The sequence below is a fragment of the uncultured Rikenella sp. genome, assembly GCF_910577125.1.
Taxonomy (GTDB): Bacteria; Bacteroidota; Bacteroidia; order Bacteroidales; family Rikenellaceae; genus Rikenella.
On the sequence record NZ_CAJTMN010000008.1, the window covers coordinates 24048 to 43440 of the forward strand.

General features: G+C 58.4%; 16 protein-coding genes. 3 read left to right on the forward strand and 13 right to left on the reverse strand.

Going from position 1 to position 19393, the window contains the following annotated elements:
- Nucleotides 1–4: 4 nt before the first annotated feature.
- The 3 genes from QZ292_RS02065 to QZ292_RS02075 are packed head-to-tail and all read right to left on the reverse strand — an operon-like array spanning nucleotide 5 to nucleotide 2800.
- A complete protein-coding gene (locus QZ292_RS02065; RefSeq protein ID WP_294597152.1) occupies nucleotides 5–799 on the reverse strand; it encodes a tetratricopeptide repeat protein in 795 nt (264 codons plus the stop codon).
- On the reverse strand, nucleotides 796–1884 hold the full coding sequence (locus QZ292_RS02070) for a hypothetical protein (RefSeq protein WP_294597154.1): 1089 nt from the start codon (nucleotides 1882–1884) through the stop codon (nucleotides 796–798). Before QZ292_RS02070 ends, QZ292_RS02065 begins: the two co-directional genes overlap by 4 nt.
- 10 nt (nucleotides 1885–1894) lie before the next feature.
- Entirely contained in the window at nucleotides 1895–2800 is a 906-nt protein-coding gene (locus tag QZ292_RS02075; protein WP_294597157.1) for a DUF58 domain-containing protein, read from the reverse strand.
- On the opposite strand from QZ292_RS02075, the gene QZ292_RS02080 reads away from it, so the two are divergent.
- Nucleotides 2778–3050 (forward strand): hypothetical protein, encoded by a 273-nt coding sequence (locus QZ292_RS02080; protein ID WP_294597160.1) that lies wholly within the window; start codon nucleotides 2778–2780, stop codon nucleotides 3048–3050. The two genes, QZ292_RS02075 and QZ292_RS02080, sit on opposite strands and share 23 nt — an antisense overlap.
- 305 nt (nucleotides 3051–3355) lie before the next feature.
- Complete coding sequence (locus QZ292_RS02085) at nucleotides 3356–3733, forward strand: hypothetical protein (protein WP_294597162.1); 378 nt, start codon at nucleotides 3356–3358, stop codon at nucleotides 3731–3733.
- A gap of 180 nt (nucleotides 3734–3913) precedes the next feature.
- Here QZ292_RS02085 and QZ292_RS02090 read toward each other — a convergent pair whose 3' ends face one another.
- The 6 genes from QZ292_RS02090 to QZ292_RS02115 form a co-directional block, all read right to left on the reverse strand.
- Entirely contained in the window at nucleotides 3914–4912 is a 999-nt protein-coding gene (locus tag QZ292_RS02090) for an AAA family ATPase (RefSeq protein WP_294597164.1), read from the reverse strand.
- 230 nt (nucleotides 4913–5142) lie between these two features.
- On the reverse strand, nucleotides 5143–6183 hold the full coding sequence (locus QZ292_RS02095) for a TlpA disulfide reductase family protein (protein WP_294597166.1): 1041 nt from the start codon (nucleotides 6181–6183) through the stop codon (nucleotides 5143–5145).
- A 36-nt stretch (nucleotides 6184–6219) separates the two neighbouring features.
- Nucleotides 6220–6798 carry a crossover junction endodeoxyribonuclease RuvC gene (gene ruvC, locus QZ292_RS02100; RefSeq protein ID WP_294597194.1) on the reverse strand — a complete coding sequence of 193 codons (579 nt, stop codon included), beginning with the start codon at nucleotides 6796–6798 and terminating at the stop codon, nucleotides 6220–6222.
- Between the two features lie 70 nt (nucleotides 6799–6868).
- Nucleotides 6869–7936 carry a UDP-3-O-(3-hydroxymyristoyl)glucosamine N-acyltransferase gene (lpxD, locus tag QZ292_RS02105; protein ID WP_294597169.1) on the reverse strand — a complete coding sequence of 356 codons (1068 nt, stop codon included), beginning with the start codon at nucleotides 7934–7936 and terminating at the stop codon, nucleotides 6869–6871.
- 30 nt (nucleotides 7937–7966) lie between these two features.
- Entirely contained in the window at nucleotides 7967–9154 is a 1188-nt protein-coding gene (locus QZ292_RS02110; protein ID WP_294597172.1) for a TlpA disulfide reductase family protein, read from the reverse strand.
- A gap of 54 nt (nucleotides 9155–9208) precedes the next feature.
- The gene (locus tag QZ292_RS02115; RefSeq protein WP_294597175.1) at nucleotides 9209–9829 is read right to left on the reverse strand and encodes a porin family protein; all 621 of its coding nucleotides are present in this window, start codon (nucleotides 9827–9829) and stop codon (nucleotides 9209–9211) included.
- Nucleotides 9830–10283: 454 nt separating this feature from the next.
- On the opposite strand from QZ292_RS02115, the gene QZ292_RS02120 reads away from it, so the two are divergent.
- Nucleotides 10284–10424 carry a hypothetical protein gene (locus QZ292_RS02120; protein ID WP_294597178.1) on the forward strand — a complete coding sequence of 47 codons (141 nt, stop codon included), beginning with the start codon at nucleotides 10284–10286 and terminating at the stop codon, nucleotides 10422–10424.
- A gap of 1156 nt (nucleotides 10425–11580) precedes the next feature.
- Here QZ292_RS02120 and nifJ read toward each other — a convergent pair.
- From nifJ to QZ292_RS02140, 4 genes are all read right to left on the reverse strand, one after another.
- Complete coding sequence (nifJ, locus tag QZ292_RS02125; RefSeq protein ID WP_294597182.1) at nucleotides 11581–15183, reverse strand: pyruvate:ferredoxin (flavodoxin) oxidoreductase; 3603 nt, start codon at nucleotides 15181–15183, stop codon at nucleotides 11581–11583.
- A gap of 129 nt (nucleotides 15184–15312) precedes the next feature.
- Entirely contained in the window at nucleotides 15313–16089 is a 777-nt protein-coding gene (gene cdaA, locus QZ292_RS02130; protein ID WP_294597185.1) for a diadenylate cyclase CdaA, read from the reverse strand.
- An 896-nt stretch (nucleotides 16090–16985) separates the two neighbouring features.
- Nucleotides 16986–19202 (reverse strand): sodium-translocating pyrophosphatase, encoded by a 2217-nt coding sequence (locus QZ292_RS02135; RefSeq protein ID WP_294597188.1) that lies wholly within the window; start codon nucleotides 19200–19202, stop codon nucleotides 16986–16988.
- Nucleotides 19199–19393 (reverse strand): hypothetical protein (locus QZ292_RS02140; RefSeq protein WP_294597191.1); only part of this gene is annotated, 195 nt, incomplete at its 5' end. The genes QZ292_RS02135 and QZ292_RS02140, both read right to left, overlap by 4 nt.

Below are 19393 nucleotides of genomic sequence, written 5' to 3' on the forward strand. Positions count from 1 at the left end.
TCTCCTACCACTGTTTCCGTCCCCGGACGCCGACCGCTTCGGCTTTCTCGGCATCGACCCGCTTTTTGGTATTGTCTTCGCTGGCCTGAATGGCTTTCAGAAGGCGCTCCGACTCTTCGCGCGAAGCGGAGGGCTGACGTTCCGGCTGCTGCCGGCCGTCGTTCGGCTTGTTGCTGCCGTCCGAGTCCCGGTTGTCGGGATTGTTTTTCCCGTCCGGATCATTGTTCCGGTCTTTATCCGACTGATCGTTTTTGTCCGGATTGTTCCGGTCGTCGTTATTCCGGTTGTCGGAATTATTCTGATTGTCCTGATTGTCGTTCCGGTTATCCTGGTTGTTTTGATCGTTCTGGTCGTTCTGCTGCTGTTCCTGTTCCTGCTTCAATTTCTTGGCGTAGGCCAGGTTGAACTTCGCCTCTTTGTCCTCCGGAGCCAGCCGCAGGGCATTTTTGTAGGCTTCGATCGCCTCGTCCAGTTTGCGCTGCTGTACGAGCGTATTCCCGAGGTTGTAATAGGTCGCCGCCTGCCGGTGCCGGTCGTTCCCGTCTTCGGCCAGCCGCCCGTAAGCCGCCGCCGCGTCGTCGTACCGCCCCTGTTTGTAGAGGGCGCCGCCGAGGTTGAAGTTGGCTTCATACGAGGTGATGTTTTTCTCCAGCGCACGCCGATAGCCCACCTCAGCCTCGGGGTACTTGCCTTCGTAGTAGGAGAGATTCCCCCACCGGATATCCGCCCGCTCTTTCTGGCCCCAGGCCACGATCGGAGCGAGGGACAAAATACCGATTATCCACCCTTGGTTCCTCATCGTTCGAACTCTTTGTTTTCTGTTTCTGTTTCCGGATCGAGCAGGTCGTCTTCCGGCATGTCGACCGCTTCGGTCGCTGTCACTCCCGGTGCGGCTGGAGCTTCGCCCGGCGCGGGCAGTTCTTTGGTCTCTTCGACATAGAAATAGGCGTCGAAATAGGTCTGTTCGTTATCTTCGGGCGACGGGACCAGTTTGGCGAACTTCACGAGGTCGGCCAGCCGGAAAAGCTGGCGCAGTTTCTCGCACAGCCGTTCGTCGTTCACCTCGCGCACGGCGTCCAGAATCTGGTCGGAGGTCATCTCCATGGCTCCGATCCCGTACCGGCCTTCGATATAGATGCGTACAATGTCGGCCAGATGGGAGTAGTATTCCTTATGTTTGCCGTTCTGCCACAGTTTGCGGCTGTGCAACCGTTCCAAGGCCCGAATTGCCGCCACATGAGGCGGTACGACCGATCTGTCGGCACCTTTTCTCCCCCGACGCAGGTATTTGACGAGCAGATAGATCACTACGGCCAGCCCCACGGCGATCAATCCGCCCCACAAGAGGTACTCTTTGATTTCGCGCCACTGGAAAGGGGTGTTGAGCGGCCGTTTGATGTCGAATATCTGTTGCTGAGTGGTATCGATTTCGAAGGTCTCGACCACGAGCCGCATCGCTTCGGGGGCAAACACGGTGTCTCCTCTCCCCGCCTTCGCGTCATCGAGTGTGGCCGACCAGACGACCGGAAATCCGCCCAATTCATAATTCCCCTCGTCGAATCCGGTCAGCCGATAGGCGACACGTATCCGAATCCGCCTGCCGCTCTGTTCGACCGTATCGATCCGGTCGATCCCGAGCACTTCGATCTGCGGAGTGAGCCGCCCGTCTTCAAACCGGGGCAGCTGGATCTCCTGGGCGACATCTTTGTCGATATCGAGGTAGAGGTTGAACTGGTCGCCGATCAAAATGGTATCGGGCACGAACCGGGCATGTATCTCCGGCGCCTGCCGGGCCGAGGCCGGCTGGGCCCATGCGGAGGACGCCGTTCCTCCGGCGGACGCAACTGCCGAAAGCAGAAAAAGAATGCTACGATAAAGTTTCATACTCTACGAGTTATCGCATTTTAAAGAGGCGCAACAAGGCGGCCACATAATCCTCGCCGGTCGCCACGGAGACGGTATCGACGCGGCATTTGGTCAGCGCCTGTCCGATGGCGGACGAGGCGAGGTCCCAGTATCGGGCATAGCTGTCGCGGGTTCGGGCGGAGGCGGTATCGACCCACACTTTTTTCCCCTCCTCTGCGTCCTGCACTTCGATAATCCCCACGTCGGGCAGAACGGCCTCCCGGATGTCGTAAATCCGCAATCCGACCAGGTCGTGCCGCGAGGAGGCGATTTTAAGCCCCTCCTCGAAATTGACCTGCAAGGCCTCTCCGCGTTGATTGTCTGAGGAGAAGTCCATAAAATCGGTCAGCAGGAACACGGTGCACCGTTTTTTCATCACGTTGGTGAAAAAACGCAGGGCTTCGTTGATATCGGTTCCGCGCCCTTCCGGTTCGAAGTCGACCAGATCGCTGATAATCCGCAGAACGTGCTGCCGCCCTTTCTTCGGCGGGACGTACTTTTCAATGCGGTCGGAAAAGAGGATGCAGCCGATCTTGTCGTTATTCTGCGCTGCCGAAAATGCCAGCACGGCGGCAATTTCGGTCATCAGGTTTTTCTTGAGCTGTCCCTGGGTTCCGAACATGCGCGAGGCGCTGACGTCGATCAGGAGCATCATGGTCAGTTCCCGCTCTTCCTCGTAGACTTTGATATACGGGGCGCGGTTTCTGGCGGTGACGTTCCAGTCGATATCGCGGATGTCGTCGCCGATGCGGTAGTCGCGCACTTCGCTGAAAGCCATCCCGCGCCCTTTGAAGGCGGAGTGGTATTTCCCGGCGAAAATATCGTTGGAGAGGCCGCGGGTCTTGATTTCGATTTTGCGGACTTTCCGGAGTATGTCTTCTTCGGTCTCTTTCATGGTGTGCAATCCGGTGATCTATTTTGTTGCAACAAAGCTTCAACGTGCGTTTCCCGCCCCGGGCTTCCGCGACGCAGGCAACGATGGGCGGTTAGGCGACCTGCTGTACATCGGCAACAGCGGGTTCTGCTACTCATCGTCGATGAGCGGCAGCAATGGGGTGTACTTGACTTTCACTGTGGCATCTCTCTATCATAGCGACGCAGGTCACCGCGCCTACGGTCTTCAGTTGCGTTGCCTCTCGGAATAAACGGTGCGAAGATTTGGGCCGCCCCAGCCAATTGGGAGTGCGGCACGCACCGCCCGCCCGGCGTAAGGGCAGTACCCTCAAACCACCGCGCGCCACGCCTTAACAGGGAAATCGTTCAAACACGCAATCGTGTTTGAACAAGATTTCCCATGGCGCGCGGACAGAGAACGGAGCGAAGAGCTGGGCTAACACGGCCATTTGCCCACCGCGGGCACGCGGGGCCTGCGCGGCCCGAGCGCAGTACCCTCAAACAAACCCGCGCGCCACGCCTTAAAAGGAAAATCGTCAAAATGCACCTGTGCGTTTTGACAAGATTTACCAAGGCGCGCGGACAAATCAAGACCGAAACCCTGCGGATCTTCGAGCCGCGCGGGCCGGACGCCTCCCCATCGGGAGGCCCGCAACACGCCGCTCACGCGTCGAAAATTGCGGTACCTCCCGGGCACTCCGAAATAGCAGCCTCTACCCGGTTTTCCCGCGCGCTGGCGGAAATCTTATCCAAACGCGCACCACGCGTTTGGATGATTTCCTACTCCAGCAACCGCGCGCGGGACTGTTTTTTTTTGCGTGCCTTAGGCGATTCAACCGTCGCCCGCTGGAATTTCATCTCGATTTTGTTCACCGCAAAACGAGCGAAATCCCTCTTTAAGCGGGCGGGCGGTGCGTGCCGCACTCCCAATTGACAGCCTCTACCCTAACAGGATGGAACTGGCCTCGGGCCGGCCGGGCCCCACGTCCCGTGGACGGGAAATGCTCCGCATTTCTGCGGCTGGGTCGGCTCCATTCTTTGTCCGCGCGCCATGGCTCCACAAGACTCAGGTATCGGCTGCGCTGCGGCAGCCTCGGCCCAACCCGCCTGCCGCCTACGGCACTTCGACGGTGTTCAAAATTTCCGTAATAATATCTTCCGAGGTAATATTTTCCGCCTCAGCCTCATACGTCAGTCCGATACGGTGACGCATCACATCCGGACACACGGCCCGAACGTCTTCCGGAATCACATACCCGCGACGCTTGATAAAAGCATACGCCTTGGCCGCCTTGGCCAGCGCGATCGAGGCACGGGGCGAACAACCGTAACCGATCATCATCGCCAGCCGGTCGAGACCATATTCCGCAGGTTCGCGGGTGGCGAAAATAATATCGACGATATAGCGTTCGATTTTCTCGTCCATATAGACCTGCGCCACCACCTCGCGGGCCTTGAGGATCGCATCGGTGGTCACCACCGGCGCCGCTTTCGGGAACGCGGCACCGAGCATGTTCTGACGGATGATCTGCCGTTCTTCGTCCTTTTTCGGATAACCGATCTTGACCTTCAGCATAAAACGGTCCACCTGCGCTTCGGGCAGCGGATAGGTTCCCTCCTGCTCCAGCGGGTTCTGGGTCGCCATCACGAGGAACGGATTCGGCAACCGATAGGTATTGTCACCGATGGTCACCTGATGTTCCTGCATGGCTTCGAGCAGAGCCGACTGCACCTTGGCCGGCGAACGGTTGATTTCGTCGGCGAGGACGAAGTTCGCGAAGATCGGCCCGAGTTTCACGGTAAACTCTTCGTTTTTCTGGCTGTAAATCAGGGTTCCGGTCAGGTCGGCCGGCAAGAGGTCGGGCGTGAACTGAATCCGGCTGAATTTGGCGTCGACAGCATCGGACAGCGTATTGATGGCCAACGTCTTGGCCAATCCCGGCACCCCTTCGAGCAGGATGTGCCCGTCGCTGAGGAGTCCGATCAACAGACTTTCGACAAGGTGTTTCTGCCCGACGATCACTTTTCCCATCTCCAGAGTCAGCAGATCGACGAACGCGCTCTGTTTTTCGATGCGGGCGTTGAGCTCCTGAATGTTTACGGCTTCGCTCATATAGGTTGTTTGGTTAGATTATCGTTTTCCGTCGTTTCGTCCGGGTTTTAAAGTAGTCCCGACTACTTTAAACGGTCGGAAGCGGATTTTATTTTGTTCCCGGAGAACAAATTTAAGAGTTTTTCCGCCTCGACGATCAAATAAGATGCCATTCGCTCCGGGCACCTGTAAAAACGCGGCGCGCCGGGAGGTTTTTCGTTCCCCCGGCGCGCCGTACAAAACAGCATCCTTTACTCTCCGTCCGCAGCCGTCTCGCCGTAGACTTCGGCGAGTTTGTTCATCAAGGCTTCGCCGCGCAGGTTGCGCGCCACGATCGTCCCGTCCGGCCCGATCAGCACGTTCGAGGGGATCGACCGAACGCCGTACATCCCTGCCGGAACGCACTCCCAGAACTTCAAGTCGCTCACGTTCGTCCAGGTCAGGCCGTCTTTTTCGATGGCCTGGATCCAGTTTTCGCGTCCGTCCGGTCGGTCGAGCGATACGCCGAAGACGGTAAACCCTTTGTCTTTATACTGATTGTAAGCCGCTACGACATGCGGATTCTCCGCGCGGCACGGCCCGCACCACGATGCCCAGAAGTCGAGCAGCACATAATTTCCTTTCCCGGCCACAGAAGACAAGGCGATGGGCATCCCGGTGGTATCGGGCAGGGTGAAATCGAGGAACGGATGGCCCGGGCTGCTGAGTTCGAGTTTGTCGGCCATTTCGCCGACGAGCTTCAGGTAGACCGACTCCCGGATCGTGCTGTCGAATCCGGCTGCGTATTCGCGCATTTGCGTCGGGTCGAGCCCCGGAGCCATCCGCCGGAACAGCAGATAAGCCGCCGCCACGCTGGCCGGATTCCCTTTCACAAACGATTCGTTGACAGCCAGATAGTCTTCGTAATTTTTCACCGTGTCGACCGCCGCCTGGTAGGTTTCGAACAGATCCTGTTCGGCCGAGCCGACCACCTGAATACTGTCGGGCTGTTCGAGCGATCCGGTCACGGCAATCGGGCTGTTTTCGAGGAAGAAGACCGTCGCAGGCCGTGCGGTGCTGTCGCCCACGGCAATCTGGGCCAGCAACGGCAGTTCGAGGACGCCGCTAAACGAGACCTTCCCCTGCGCTACCTTGGCCGAGTCGACCACAAGAGGGGTTTTCCCCTGAAAAACAGAGAGGTAGACGGGTTGCCCCTCTTCGAGTCCGTCGAGGGTGGCGACCACTTGGTAACCTTTCTTGGCACATGCGGCAAACATCAGGGCCGCTGCACCGAGCAAAAGCATTTTTTTCATCGTATTTCGTTTGGATTTGATGGTTGATTCCACGTTTCACCGAAGTTTGTCGGGGTTGTCCCGCACAAAGGCGGCCCAGCCTCCCGAACCGCTCCCCCTGCCCGAAGCACGCTCGCCGACCGAGGTTCCGAACGGGCTGGAATGGATGTAATAATGACACAGGGCCACCGCCAGCCCGTCCGTCGCATCGAGCTCTTTCGGCGTGGTGCCGATGCCGAGAATTTTCTGCAGGAGGGCCGCCACCTGCTCTTTCGAGGCGCCGCCCTGTCCGGTAATGGCCTGTTTGATACGCCGCGGCGAGTATTCGAAGACCGGAATCCCCTGGGTCAAAGCGGCGACCATCGCCACCCCCTGCGCCCGCCCGAGCTTGAGCATGCTCTGCACGTTTTCGCCGTAGAACGGCGCTTCGAGCGCCATCTCGTCCGGCCGATACTCCCGCACCAGAGCGGAAACCCGTTCGAAAATGTGCCTAAGTTTCTGATACCGGTCTCCGTACTTCCCCAAGGTCACCACGCCGAGCACCCGGCACTGCGGCTGGCCGTTCCGGATCTGCAGCACGCCGTATCCGAGCACGTTGGTGCCGGGGTCGATCCCGATGAGGGTCTTCCCCTCCATGGGGTCGGCCCGGACGGCCTGCTCTTCGCGCTGGGCGCGGCTGCGACGCGTAATCATAAAACGCCCGACACTACTTCTCCCCGAGATCGTTCAGCCGGGTTTCCAGCGCCTTGAGCTGGCGCGACAGCTCGGCCACCTGTTTCCGCAGCTCCGGCAACTGCTTGACCGAAGCCTGAATACGGTGTCCCTCCAGGCCCGGATAGGCCGGAGAGCCGAACAGGGTTGCCCCCGGTGTCAGAACGTTGTTCGATATCCCGGACTGCGACCCGACTTTCACGCCGTCGGCGATCGTAATGTGTCCGACAACCCCCACCTGTCCCCCCATCATCACATTCCGCCCGACTTTCGTAGAACCGGCGATCCCGACCTGCGCCGCCATCACCGTATTCTCGCCGATCACCACGTTGTGGGCCACCTGGATCAGGTTGTCGAGCTTCGCCCCCCGCTTGATCCGCGTGGAGCCCATCGTCGCCCGGTCGATCGTACAGTTGGAGCCGATCTCCACGCGATCCTCGATCACGACATTGCCGATCTGGGGAATCTTTTGGAACGATCCGTCTTCGGTCGGCGCAAAGCCGAACCCGTCGCCGCCGATCACCGTCCCGCCGTGCACGATCACGTCGTCGCCGAGCTCGCAAGCCTCATAGACCTTGACCCCCGGATAGAGTATCGTCCGTTCGCCGACCCGGGCGCCGTCCCCCACGTAGACCTGCGGCCAGATCTGCGCCCCCGCCTTCACCACCGCACCCTCGCCGATCACGGCATACTCGCCGACATAAGCCCCCTCGCCCACCGTCGCGGTCGGATGAATCGCTGCCAGCGGACTGATGCCCGTCTTCTTCGGTTTGTTCGCCACGTAGAGGTCGAGCAGCGAGGCGAAGGCCTTGTAGGCATTCTCGACCCGCACGAGGGTCAGCCCCTCCGGCAGTGCCTCGCGAACGACCAGATCGGTATTGACGATCGCAATCGTCGCTCCCGTCCGGTAGAGGAACTCTTCGTATTTCGGATTGGAAAGAAAAACCAGGTCGCCGGCCTTGGCCTCCTCGATCTTGGCGACCGAACCGACCGCCGCCTGAGCGTCTCCCTCGACCGTGCCGCCGAGAAATCCGGCGATCATCTCTGCTGTAAACTGCATCATCGAATCTGATTTAGAGATTGTGTGTAACTCCTACCGCGCCGCCCGCACCAGAGAATCGAGACAGGTGTAGAAAGCCGGATCTTCGCCCGTAAACCGCCGTACGGTGCTGCCGTCCGGCGCCAGAATAATCTTGGTCGGGAAGGCCTCGATGCCGTACCGCATCGGAATATCGTCGCCTTCGGCCCGAACTTGGATCCACGGCAGACCGTGCGTTTCGACCCCCTTTTTCCATGCCTCTTCCGTGTCGCCGCAGTCGATGCCGACGAATTCTGCTTGTCGGCCGTTCCCCAGCTCGGCATAGGTTTTCTTCATCTCCGGTATCCCCTTGATGCACCAGCTGCACCAGGTGCCCCAGAAATCGAGCACGATGTACCGTCCTTCCGTATTGAACAACGACGAGAGGGTGAAATCCTTCCCGTCCAATCCCGGCAAGGTGAAGTCCGGCGCTATCCCGCCGCCGGCCATCGCCGTGCGTGCCTCTTCGGCGGCAAAAACCTTGGCGATCTCTTCGTTCTGCAGGTCGAGCCACGCTTTGAAGGGGCCGTTTTTCACCGATTCGTCGAGCCCGCGGTACAAGCTGTCGACCAGATACGGATCGCCGATGGTCGTCAGGTAATAGGCCGAAAGCTGAGCTGCCGGATGCTCTGCGATATAACCGGTCTTGAAGTTCGAAACAGAATCCGCCAGCATCTGCATCTGCCGCTGCAACGAATCTGCCACACCGCTCTCCGGCTGCACGAACGAGGCGGTCATACTGAGCATCCCGAGCTGCATTTCGAGCGGTTCGATCACCTTCTGCCGTTCGAGCCACTCTTCCTGCACCGGCGAGCCGGTCAGGGTATAGTCGATGGTCTGATGTTCCGTTTCGTATTTCCCCTCGACGCGCACGCCGTTCTCGCCGGGCAGCAGAAACAGTTGAACGGTCTGCCGCGGCCCGTCGCCGCGATAGCTGCGCGGGGCGAGAATCAAGCGATAAATTTGCTCGTCATCCGGCGTGGTCACGCTGAATTCGACGCTCTTCCCGTCGTCGCTTTTCCGTCCGCCGATCACGCGCTGCACCATCGGCTGCCGGTCGCGAATCGTGGCCGGGGTCATATAGGCACAGATCAGGCTGTCTTCCTGCAATCCTTCGATGCGGACGGTGAGCCGTTCCTTTTCGTTGTTGCGGCATCCGAAGGTCAGCAAGAGGAGGCCGAGAAGCAAAAATCTAGTTTTCATGATCACTGGTTTTCAAATGGATACGAACGATGTCCACGAAACATCACCCGATGTTTAGAACCGCAGGCCGAGATTGACCGAGAGGACGCTGCTCTTGGCATGATTCTTCTTGTTTTCGTCGACCCGGATGGTCGAAATATCGTACCGCACCCCGACGTCGAACCACCGGCGGAACTGGTAATTCAGCCCGACGGGAATGGTCAGGTCGAAGGTTTTGCAACCGTCCATCAGGTCGCGGGTATGGGTCGTGGATTCGATCACATTGCCGGCTATATCGTACGAGTTGCTATTCCATTTCTGCTGCGCCTTGACCAGCCAGTTGAAGGCGACCCCGGCTTCCAGATTCAGCCCGCCGATCAGATAGACTTTGGCCAAAACGGGAATCTTCACGTAGTTATAGGAGTAAATATCTTTCTGGTCATTATCGACTTTGCTCCCCTGAAGCGAGTAGAGGGCTTCGGCCTGCAGGCCGATCAGGTCGTTGATCTTATACCCGGCCATCAGCCCGAAACTTCCCCGGATCCGGGCTTTGGAGTAGCTGGTCTTGGTCATCGAACTGACGTTCATCCCGACGCGGGGCCCCCAGTAGAAATCCTGCGCCGAAGCGCTATGGCTCGATCCGAGGCCTATGATCGTCGCGAAAAGGAGTTGCACGAATCGTTTTTTGGTCTGCATCGCTTTCAAAATCTATATGTGGTTTGAATGACTCGGCGGATTCGTCCCGACAGCTCCGGTTCACCCGGGGCGGAAACACACGAAACCAACCGTTTTAACTGTCAAAGATAAGCATTTATTTTTCAGTTGCTTCGGAATGCAGGATTTTTCCGGTTTTTGCAGCTTGTCTTTTTAACCTTTGAATCGGTCTTCGAGCCTTATTCTGCCCCGCCCCGGGCTACCGCGAGAGTACTCATGGTAATCCGGTACAAGTCGGTAACTTCGGTGCCAGCTGGTCTTCGACAGCCAGTGGTAGCGGTGGCATGCGTTTAGATTTCCATGCGAAGATCCTCGACCCTTGTCTCGCCGGGCGTATCGGTCACGGTCTTCAGTTGCGTTGCCTCTCGGAATAAACGGAAAGACAAAACCCGCCCCGGGCCTCCGCGGTCGTACCTCGGGCAAACTGGATGGCAGTGTGGGCAACGAAGGCTCGGTCTGGTCGGCTTCAGCCAACGACGAATACTGGATATATTTGCATTTTTACATGACGATACTCAATCCCAAAGGTTCGCTCAATCGTGCCGCCGGTTTTCCGTTGCGTTGCCTCTCGGAATAAACGGAAGACTCGACTGATTGGGAACTTCGAACCCGGGCTTGGGTCTGAAGTACTCCAAAGATTTTGCGCCCCAGCCGGGGCGCGCGGGCCGAGAGCCTCCCCCGGCGGGAGGCCCGCAACTCGCGTTGCTCGTTTGGGCCCCGCAGGCTCTGGCCCGCTCCGACTTCATCCAACTCACAGCCAACAGCGCCGCCCCATTCGTCCTGTCGCCCACCCCGAGGCGCTTCGCGCCTGGGCGACAAGTCCGGCGGTTCTGCGAACCGCAAAAGCTCTGCTCAATCCTTTGCCATTTCGGGCTGCGCGCTCCCCGGGTGGGCCAAAGGCCCAGCGCGCAAGCCCGGCGACCCTGCGGGTCGCAAGAGCTCAGCCCAATTCTCCACCCGTTCGTCCTCGGCGCGTCCCCCCTCTCACCGGTGCCTTCGGGCACCCCGAAATAGCAGCCTCTACCCCAAAGCCGAGGCCGGCGATTCCTCTCGGAATCGCACTGCTCACTCTCCGCCCCGTGTCCGCCTCACTGCGGCTCCGCTTTCACTCCGCCGCATTTTCCCGCGCGCTGGCGGAAATCTTATCCAAACGCGCCCTCACGCGTTTGGATGATTTCCTTCTCCAGCGGTCGCGCGCCGGGGCGATCCATTCTCTTTCGGCTCATCGCCGAAACAGTTGAATCGCCTCCTAAAACATCGGCGCGCGATTTGCGTCGCCCGCGGCAATTCTTGCCGGATTGGCTCACCGCCAATCGGCAGAATATGCCCTCTTAGGCGTGCGGGCGACTGTCGAGCTTTGCGCCGGCTGGAACTGCCGCTTTTTGTAAAAAGCGGCACCAAAAACTTTTAGTTAGCTACGCTACTCCTCAGGCTCCGCAAAACACAAGCCCCGCGTACCCGCTGGACAATTAGTAGCCTCAGCCCAATTCCCTCGCCCCGCTCTTCGCCCGCGCGCCGCGCACTCCGCAAGGCTCGTCCGGCGCGGCGGCAACCACTCCGAATCTCGCCCACTGCACCCAAACACCCAACCACAAAAAACAGGCGGGTCTCTTGTCCATAGACAAGAGACCCGCCTGAGTCAAAATCCGCTGCATTTTCCGAACCTTTTTCAGGCACTCCACCGGCCCGCAAAAAGAGTCGAAACATGCAACTCTCTTAAATAGAAATCTCGATTACTTAGCCGCTCCCACTTCAGCCGCAGCAGCTTCCGCCGTCTCCGCAGCCGCGTCGTAGTGCATAGCCGCATAGCGTTTGTAGCTGTTATACCGCCACTTGGCATTCTCTTCCGATGCGTTGAAGAGTTCCTGTGCTTCCTGCGGGAAAGCTTTCAGAAGCGAGGTATAGCGCACTTCCTGATGGATAAATTCCTGGAATTTAGACCAATCCGGTTCTTTGGAGTCGAGGGTGAACGGATTTTTGCCCTCTTTTTCCAACAGCGGATTGAAACGCCACAGGTGCCAGTACCCGCACTCTACGGCCCGTTTCTCAGTCAGCTGCGAAACGCCCATCCCGTTCTTGTTCCCGTGGTTGATACACGGCGCATAGGCGATAATGAGCGACGGCCCCGGGAATGCTTCCGCCTCCTTGAGCGCCTGGAAATATTGGCTGTGGTTAGCCCCCATAGCCACCTGAGCCACATAGACATAGCCGTAGGTCATCACCATCGCGCCCAGGTCTTTCTTCCGGATCCGTTTCCCGGCGGAAGCGAATTTAGCCACCGCGCCCACCGGAGTCGCTTTCGAAGACTGACCACCGGTATTGGAGTAAACTTCGGTGTCGATCACCAGCACATTGACATCCTCGCCCGAAGCCAGCACGTGATCCAAGCCGCCGTATCCGATGTCGTACGCCCAACCGTCGCCACCGAAGATCCACTGCGATTTCTTGATCAGGTACTGCTTGAGTTCCACGATCTGTTTGCAATAGTCGCACCCGCAAGCCTCAACCAGCGGCAACAGTTTATTGGTAGCCTCGATAGAAGCAGCCGCGTTGTCCTTGCCGTCGATCCACGCCTGCATAGCCGCCTTCAGTTCGGCCGTGCAGCAATCGCAGCCCGCAATCGCTTCGGTCATAATCTGTTTCAGCCGGTCGCGCATCTTTTCGACAGCGATGTGCATCCCGAGACCGAACTCGGCGTTGTCTTCGAAGAGCGAGTTGGCCCATGCCGGCCCGTGTCCCGAAACCTGATTCGGACAATAAGGCGTCGAAGGCGCGGAACCGCCGTAGATCGACGAACATCCCGTCGCATTGGCCACCATCATCCGTTCGCCGAAGAGCTGGGTGATCGACTTGATGTACGGCGTTTCGCCACATCCGGCGCAAGCTCCCGAGAATTCGAAGAGGGGCTGGGTGAACTGCAGGTTTTTCACGTTCTGGGTCTTGTCCACCACCGCGGACTTGTAACCCACCTTGCCGTGCAGGTATTCCCAGCGCGGTTCTTCCGCCGGCAGCAGCGCTTCCATCGGCTCCATCACCAGCGCCTTGCCCTTAGGCGCAGGACATACGTTGGCACAGTTGCCGCAACCCGTACAATCCAGCGGCGACACCTGAATCTTGAATTTATACTCTTTGAGCGCCCCGTTCCCCTGAACGAACGGCGTCCCTTCCGGCGCCACAGCCGCTTCGGCTTCCGTCAGCAGGAACGGACGGATGGCTGCGTGAGGACAAACATAGGCGCACTGGTTACACTGGATACAGTTTTCGGGTTTCCAAGCCGGAATATTGGCTGCAATCCCCCGCTTTTCATATGCTGCCGTACCCGCTTCCCAAGTCCCGTCTTCCCGTCCGGTAAATGCCGATACCGGCAGATCGTCCCCCGCCAAAGCGTTGATCGGGTCAACGATCTTGGCGATAAATTCCGGACGCGACGGATCGGCAGCCTTCGCCGTAACGGTAATCGAGGCCCATTCCGCCGGCACTTCGACCTTCACCACATTCTTCCCCCCCGCATCGACCGCGGCGTAGTTCTTGTTCACCACATCCTCGCCCTTCTTTCCGTACGATTTGTAGATGGCTTTCTTCATCTCTTCCACCGCCTGGTCGTACGGAATCACTTCCGACACCTTAAAGAAAGCAGACTGCATGATGGTATTCGTCCGCGACCCCAGCCCCAGTTCCGCAGCGATCTTGGTGGCATTGATGATGTAGAAGTTGATGTGGTGTTCCGCCAGATATTTTTTCATATCGTCCGGCAGGTGCTTCTTGGTAGTCTCCTCATCCCACACGGCATTCAGCAGGAACGTCCCGCCGTCCTTCAAGCCCTTGAGCAGGTCATACTTGCCCAGATAAGACGGCACGTGGCAAGCCACGAAGTTCGGCGTGGTCACCAAATAAGTCGACCGAATCGGCCGGTCGCCGAACCGCAAGTGCGAACTGGTATACCCCCCCGACTTCTTGGAGTCGTACGAGAAGTATGCCTGACAATATTTGTCCGTCGCCCCGCCGATAATCTTGATGGAGTTCTTATTAGCCCCCACCGTCCCGTCGGAACCCAGCCCGATGAACCGGGCTTCATAGGTGGAAGCGTCCCCGGCAGCCACCTCTTCGCCCACCGGCAGCGATTTGAAGGTCACGTCGTCCACGATCCCGACCGTAAACTGGTTCTTGGGTTCGTTCTGGGCCAGATTTTCGTACACGGCGATCATCTGGGCCGGCGTGGTGTCTTTCGACGACAGCCCGTACCGACCACCGATAATCATCGGCCGTTCGTTTTCCGGCATCGCGTAGTACACTTCGCGCACATCCAGATACAACGGATCGCCATTGGCCCCCGGTTCCTTGGTGCGGTCGAGGACGCAAATCCGTTTGGCCGTCTTCGGCACCGCCTGCAGGAAATACTTGGCGCTGAACGGCCGGTACAGGTGCACCGACACCAAGCCCACCTTCTGTCCTTTCGCGCGCAGCATATCGATGACCTCCTTAATAGTCTCCGTCACACTGCCCATAGCGATGACCACATTCGTGGCCTCCGGATCGCCGTAGTAGTCGAACGGATGGTATTCGCGCCCGGTAATCTGGCTGATCTTGCCCATATAGTCATTGACCATATCCGGCACGGCGTCATAGAATTTATTGGCCGCTTCCCTGCTCTGGAAGTAGATGTCGGGGTTCTGAGCCGTCCCGCGGGTCACCGGATGTTCCGGATTCAAAGCCCGTTCGCGGAACGCCTTCAAAGCGTCCATATCGATCAGCGATTTCAAGGCATCGGTATCGAACTCTTCGATCTTCTGAATTTCGTGCGAAGTCCGGAAGCCGTCGAAGAAGTTGATGAACGGCACGCGCCCCTTAATCGCAGTCAAGTGCGACACCGCCGAGAGGTCCATCACCTCCTGCACCGACCCGCTGGCCAGCATGGCAAAGCCGGTCTGTCTTGCACTCATCACGTCGGCATGGTCGCCGAAAATCGACAAGGCCTGAGCCGCCAGCGCCCGCGCCGAAACATGGAACACCGCCGGCAAGAGTTCTCCCGAGATCTTGTACATGTTCGGGATCATGAGCAACAACCCCTGCGAAGCGGTATAGGTGGTGGTCAGCGCCCCCGCCTGCAGCGAGCCGTGCACGGCCCCCGCCGCACCCGCTTCGGACTGCATCTCCTGCACGCGAACGGTTTCGCCGAAAATGTTCTTTTTCCCTGCGGCCGCCCACTCGTCGACATATTCCGCCATGGTCGAGCTCGGGGTGATCGGATAGATGGCCGCCACTTCGCTGAACATATAAGCGATGTGTGCAGCAGCATAGTTCCCGTCACAGGTAATGAATTTCTTCTGATTTGCCATTGCTATCGAAATTGTTGAAATAATTTACTCGGTAAGCCAACTCCGACGCGCATGCGGAACGATGTTTTCCGCCCATGAGACGCGCGCCCGATTGGACAAAGTTACGGAAAATTTCGGCTCGACGGGTCGCTAAGCCGATAAAATCCGGTTGAGCCGCTCGACCAGGGCCTCGGCATCGGCCACGGTGACGATTTCACCTCCTTCGGCGACGGAAATCTTCCCGCGCTCTTCGGAAACCACCACCACCACGGCGTCGCTGTGTTCGGTCAGCCCGATGGCGGCGCGGTGCCGCATCCCGTAGTGCTGCGGAATGTGGGGGTTGTCCGACGAGGGCAGAATACACCGGGCGGCATGGATCCGCCCCTGCCGGATAATCACGGCACCGTCGTGCAACGGGCTGTTTTTGAAGAAGATGCTCTCGATCAGTCGCACGTCGATCCGGGCGTCGATCGTATCTCCGGTCGCGATATAGGCCCCCAGATCGCCCTGCCGTTCGATGCAGATCAGGGCTCCGGTATAGGTCGCGGCCATATTCCGACAGGCTTTGGCCACCTCTTCGGTCCACTGGAGATCGCTCCGGACGCCGGCCGAACGGAAGATGCGCCGCACGAAACGGTTTTTAGCTTTGGAGTACCGACTCCCGAGCAACAGGAGGTATCGCCGGATCTCTTGTTGGAAGACGATGATCAGTGCCAGCACTCCCACGCCGATCACCTGTCCCATGATGGAGCTCAGCAGGGTCATATTCAGCGCCTTGACGACGACCCAGAGCAGGTAGACGATAAAAATTCCGGCAAAGATGGTCATCACGGATGTCCCGCGGATCATGCGGTAGACCTGATAGAAAAGCAGGGCGACGACCAGCACGTCGATGATGTCGAGAACGGTGATACTGATAAAATCCATAGGCGTTTCCTTTCCGGCGGAATCGGCCGGAATTATGTCGGTAAAGATACGATTTTTCTGTTTGCGGCGGACTGACGGAGGTTTTGCAGGAGAGTCCCCGCCCCGGGCTTCCGCGATCCTTCCGGAGGAATATTATGGGGCAGTGGCAGTTACGGATACAACTGGTCAGCCACACCTTACAACTCTGGAGACCACAATCGCGGCATATATTTGAATTTCGGCGCGACCACACTCACATTCACCGCGGCAAACCGTGCCTATGGTTTTCTGTTGCGTTGCCTCTCGGAATAAACGGTACCTGCGAGCACTCCGAAATGGCAGACTCTACCCCAAGGTAGCCTCTACCCCTCTCATGCGGCTCGCAGAGCCGCGCGGGCCGAGAGCCTCCCCCAGCGGGAGGCCCGCAACTACGTTGCTTTTGCCCCCGCAGGCCTCGGCCCGCTCCAAATTTAGCCCGATTCACCGCCCCATTCGGCCTGTCGCCAAAAAAGCACTACCCCGTGCCCGCTTCAATGCGGCTCCGCTTTCGCTCCGCCACAGTTCGCGCGCCTTGGGAAATCTTGTCAAAATGTGTCAGCACATTTTGACGATTTCCCTATTAAGGCGTGGCGCGGTGCCTTCGGGCACTCCGACAGGGCCGCCTCTACCCTAACAGGATAAAAACTGCCCTGCGCGGGTGGCGGCCGGGTGACCCCGGCGGGACGAGCGAAACTGCGTTTCGCTATGGCCACCTCTGTTCGCGCGCCTTACGCGCCGCAGGACTTAGGGATCGGCACGCATTGCTGCGGCAGCCTCAGCCCAAATTCCAAAGCCCCCTCTACCCCAACTACAAAAAATCCTCTCCCGAGACTTCGATACGAAGTCTCGGGAGAGGAGCCTTATCTGAAAAATACGTACTACAAAATACTGAATGCCACAGTCAACCCCGCCATCACGATCGCCACCATACTCATCAGCTTGATGAGGATATTCAGCGACGGCCCGGAAGTATCCTTGAACGGATCCCCCACCGTATCACCCACTACCGTAGCTTTATGGGAATCCGACCCTTTACCGCCGAAATTCCCCTCTTCGATGTACTTCTTGGCATTGTCCCACGCACCGCCCGAGTTGGCCATAAAAATCGCCAGCACGAACCCCGCGCCCAATCCTCCGACCAGCAGCCCCAGCACGCCTGCCACACCGAACACGATCCCCGTCACGATCGGCGCCACAATCGCCAGAATCGACGGCAAAAGCATCTCCCGCTGCGCCCCTTTGGTCGAGATCGCCACGCAGCGCGCATAGTCCGGCGTCGCCTCACCCGTCAAAATCCCTTTGATTTCGCGGAACTGCCGGCGAACCTCCTCGACCATCGACTGCGCCGCCCGTCCCACGGCATTCATCGTCAAACCGCAGAAGACAAACGCCATCATCGAACCGATAAAGACCCCGATCAAGACCTTCGGATTCATCAGATTGACCTGATAGTACTCCATGAAGTCCGGCAGCGTAGCCGCCTCGACCGGCACCGCATTCCCCAACACCTCGATGGTCTTGACCCCGATATGCTGCAGCCCCATCTTGATCTCTTCCAGATACGAAGCCATCAGGGCCAGCGCCGTCAGGGCCGCCGAACCGATCGCAAAGCCCTTGCCCGTCGCAGCGGTGGTGTTCCCCAGCGCATCCAAGGCATCCGTCCGCTTGCGCACCTCCGCCCCGAGACCGCTCATCTCGGCATTCCCGCCGGCATTGTCCGCAATCGGCCCGTAGGCATCCGTCGCCAGCGTGATTCCCAGCGTCGAGAGCATCCCGACCGCCGCGATCCCAATCCCATAGAGCCCCAAAGCCAGGTTCTGAGCCGTCAGCATGTTCGCCACGTCGAACCGGATGGCACACAGGAAAGCCAGCACGATCGCCACACAAATCGTAATCACCGGAATCGCCGTCGAGAGCATCCCGAGACCGATCCCCGAGATAATCACGGTCGCCGGCCCGGTCTTCGAGCTTTCGGCCACTTTTTTGGTCGGTTTATACGATTGCGAAGTGTAGTATTCCGTCGACTGGCCGATAATAATCCCTGCCACAAGCCCCGCAATCACCGAGAACGAAATCCCGAGCCAGTTTTCCAGCCCCAGCAGATAGAGGATCACGAACGTAGCCACGGCAATCAAGAACGAGCTGGTGTTCACCCCCAATCCCAGCGCGCTGAGGAGGTTTTTCATCGACGCCCCCTCTTTCGTCCGCACGAGGTAAATACCGATGATCGACAACAGAATCCCAACAGCAGCAATCAGCATCGGCGCCAGCACAGCCCGCAGCTGCATCTCCGGCGCGAGCGCGAAAGCCGAAGCTCCGAGCGCCGCCGTAGCCAGTATCGAGCCGCAGTAGCTTTCATAGAGGTCTGCGCCCATCCCAGCCACGTCACCGACGTTATCGCCCACATTATCAGCAATGGTCGCCGGATTCCGCGGGTCGTCTTCCGGAATCCCTGCTTCGACTTTGCCCACGAGGTCGGCTCCCACATCCGCAGCCTTGGTATAGATCCCGCCCCCCACTCTGGCAAACAAGGCCTGGGTCGAAGCACCCATCCCGAAGGTCAGCATCGTGGTGGTGATAATCACAAGTTTCTGGGTGGTGGTAATATCGTCATAGAACCACTCCAGCACCAGATACCAAGCAGAGATATCCAGCAGCCCGAGACCTACCACCACAAGCCCCATCACCGCCCCGGAGCGGAAAGCGACTTTCAGCCCGCGGTTCAGCGATTCGGATGCGGCCTGCGCCGTCCGGGCCGAAGCATACGTAGCGGTCTTCATGCCGATGAATCCGGCGAGACCGGAGAAGAAACCGCCGGTCAGAAACGCAAACGGCACCCACGGATTCTGTACGCCGAACCCATAGGCCAACACGGCGAAAAAGGCGCACAGTACGAGAAAAACGATTCCGACGATCTTGTACTGCTGTTTCAGATAAGCCATCGCGCCTTTCCGAACATGGGCGGCGATGGTCTGCATGGTCTCGTTCCCTTCGCTCTGACGCTTCATGTGCACGAAAAAATACCGCGCAAACCCGAGCGCTATCAGGGCTGCGGCCGGCACAAGCCAAAAAATCTGAGGTATGTCTGTATTCATAAGCAATTGTTTTTTGTGATTCCTGTTTCGCGTCTGAAAGATAAACATTTTTTTCTTTCGTCATCCTCCCGCTCTCGACTTTTCCTCCTATTTTTGCTCTCTATCAAAATCGATCGGTTTTCTGTACTTTGTCCTTTGGGCTTGAGGGTACTGTTCTCTTTGTGAACAAAGAGAACCAGAAAAACTTTAGA

Coding starts and splice junctions, on each gene's coding strand:
- QZ292_RS02110 (WP_294597172.1), bottom strand. CDS start 9,154: ATGAAAACTAGATTTTTGCTTCTCGGCCTCCTCTTGCTGACCTTCGGA.
- QZ292_RS02135 (WP_294597188.1), bottom strand. CDS start 19,202: ATGAATACAGACATACCTCAGATTTTTTGGCTTGTGCCGGCCGCAGCC.
- QZ292_RS02075 (WP_294597157.1), bottom strand. CDS start 2,800: ATGAAAGAGACCGAAGAAGACATACTCCGGAAAGTCCGCAAAATCGAA.
- ruvC (WP_294597194.1), bottom strand. CDS start 6,798: ATGGAGGGGAAGACCCTCATCGGGATCGACCCCGGCACCAACGTGCTC.
- QZ292_RS02065 (WP_294597152.1), bottom strand. CDS start 799: ATGAGGAACCAAGGGTGGATAATCGGTATTTTGTCCCTCGCTCCGATC.
- QZ292_RS02090 (WP_294597164.1), bottom strand. CDS start 4,912: ATGAGCGAAGCCGTAAACATTCAGGAGCTCAACGCCCGCATCGAAAAA.
- cdaA (WP_294597185.1), bottom strand. CDS start 16,089: ATGGATTTTATCAGTATCACCGTTCTCGACATCATCGACGTGCTGGTC.
- QZ292_RS02070 (WP_294597154.1), bottom strand. CDS start 1,884: ATGAAACTTTATCGTAGCATTCTTTTTCTGCTTTCGGCAGTTGCGTCC.
- QZ292_RS02115 (WP_294597175.1), bottom strand. CDS start 9,829: ATGCAGACCAAAAAACGATTCGTGCAACTCCTTTTCGCGACGATCATA.
- QZ292_RS02080 (WP_294597160.1), top strand. CDS start 2,778: ATGTCTTCTTCGGTCTCTTTCATGGTGTGCAATCCGGTGATCTATTTT.
- lpxD (WP_294597169.1), bottom strand. CDS start 7,936: ATGATGCAGTTTACAGCAGAGATGATCGCCGGATTTCTCGGCGGCACG.
- nifJ (WP_294597182.1), bottom strand. CDS start 15,183: ATGGCAAATCAGAAGAAATTCATTACCTGTGACGGGAACTATGCTGCT.
- QZ292_RS02095 (WP_294597166.1), bottom strand. CDS start 6,183: ATGAAAAAAATGCTTTTGCTCGGTGCAGCGGCCCTGATGTTTGCCGCA.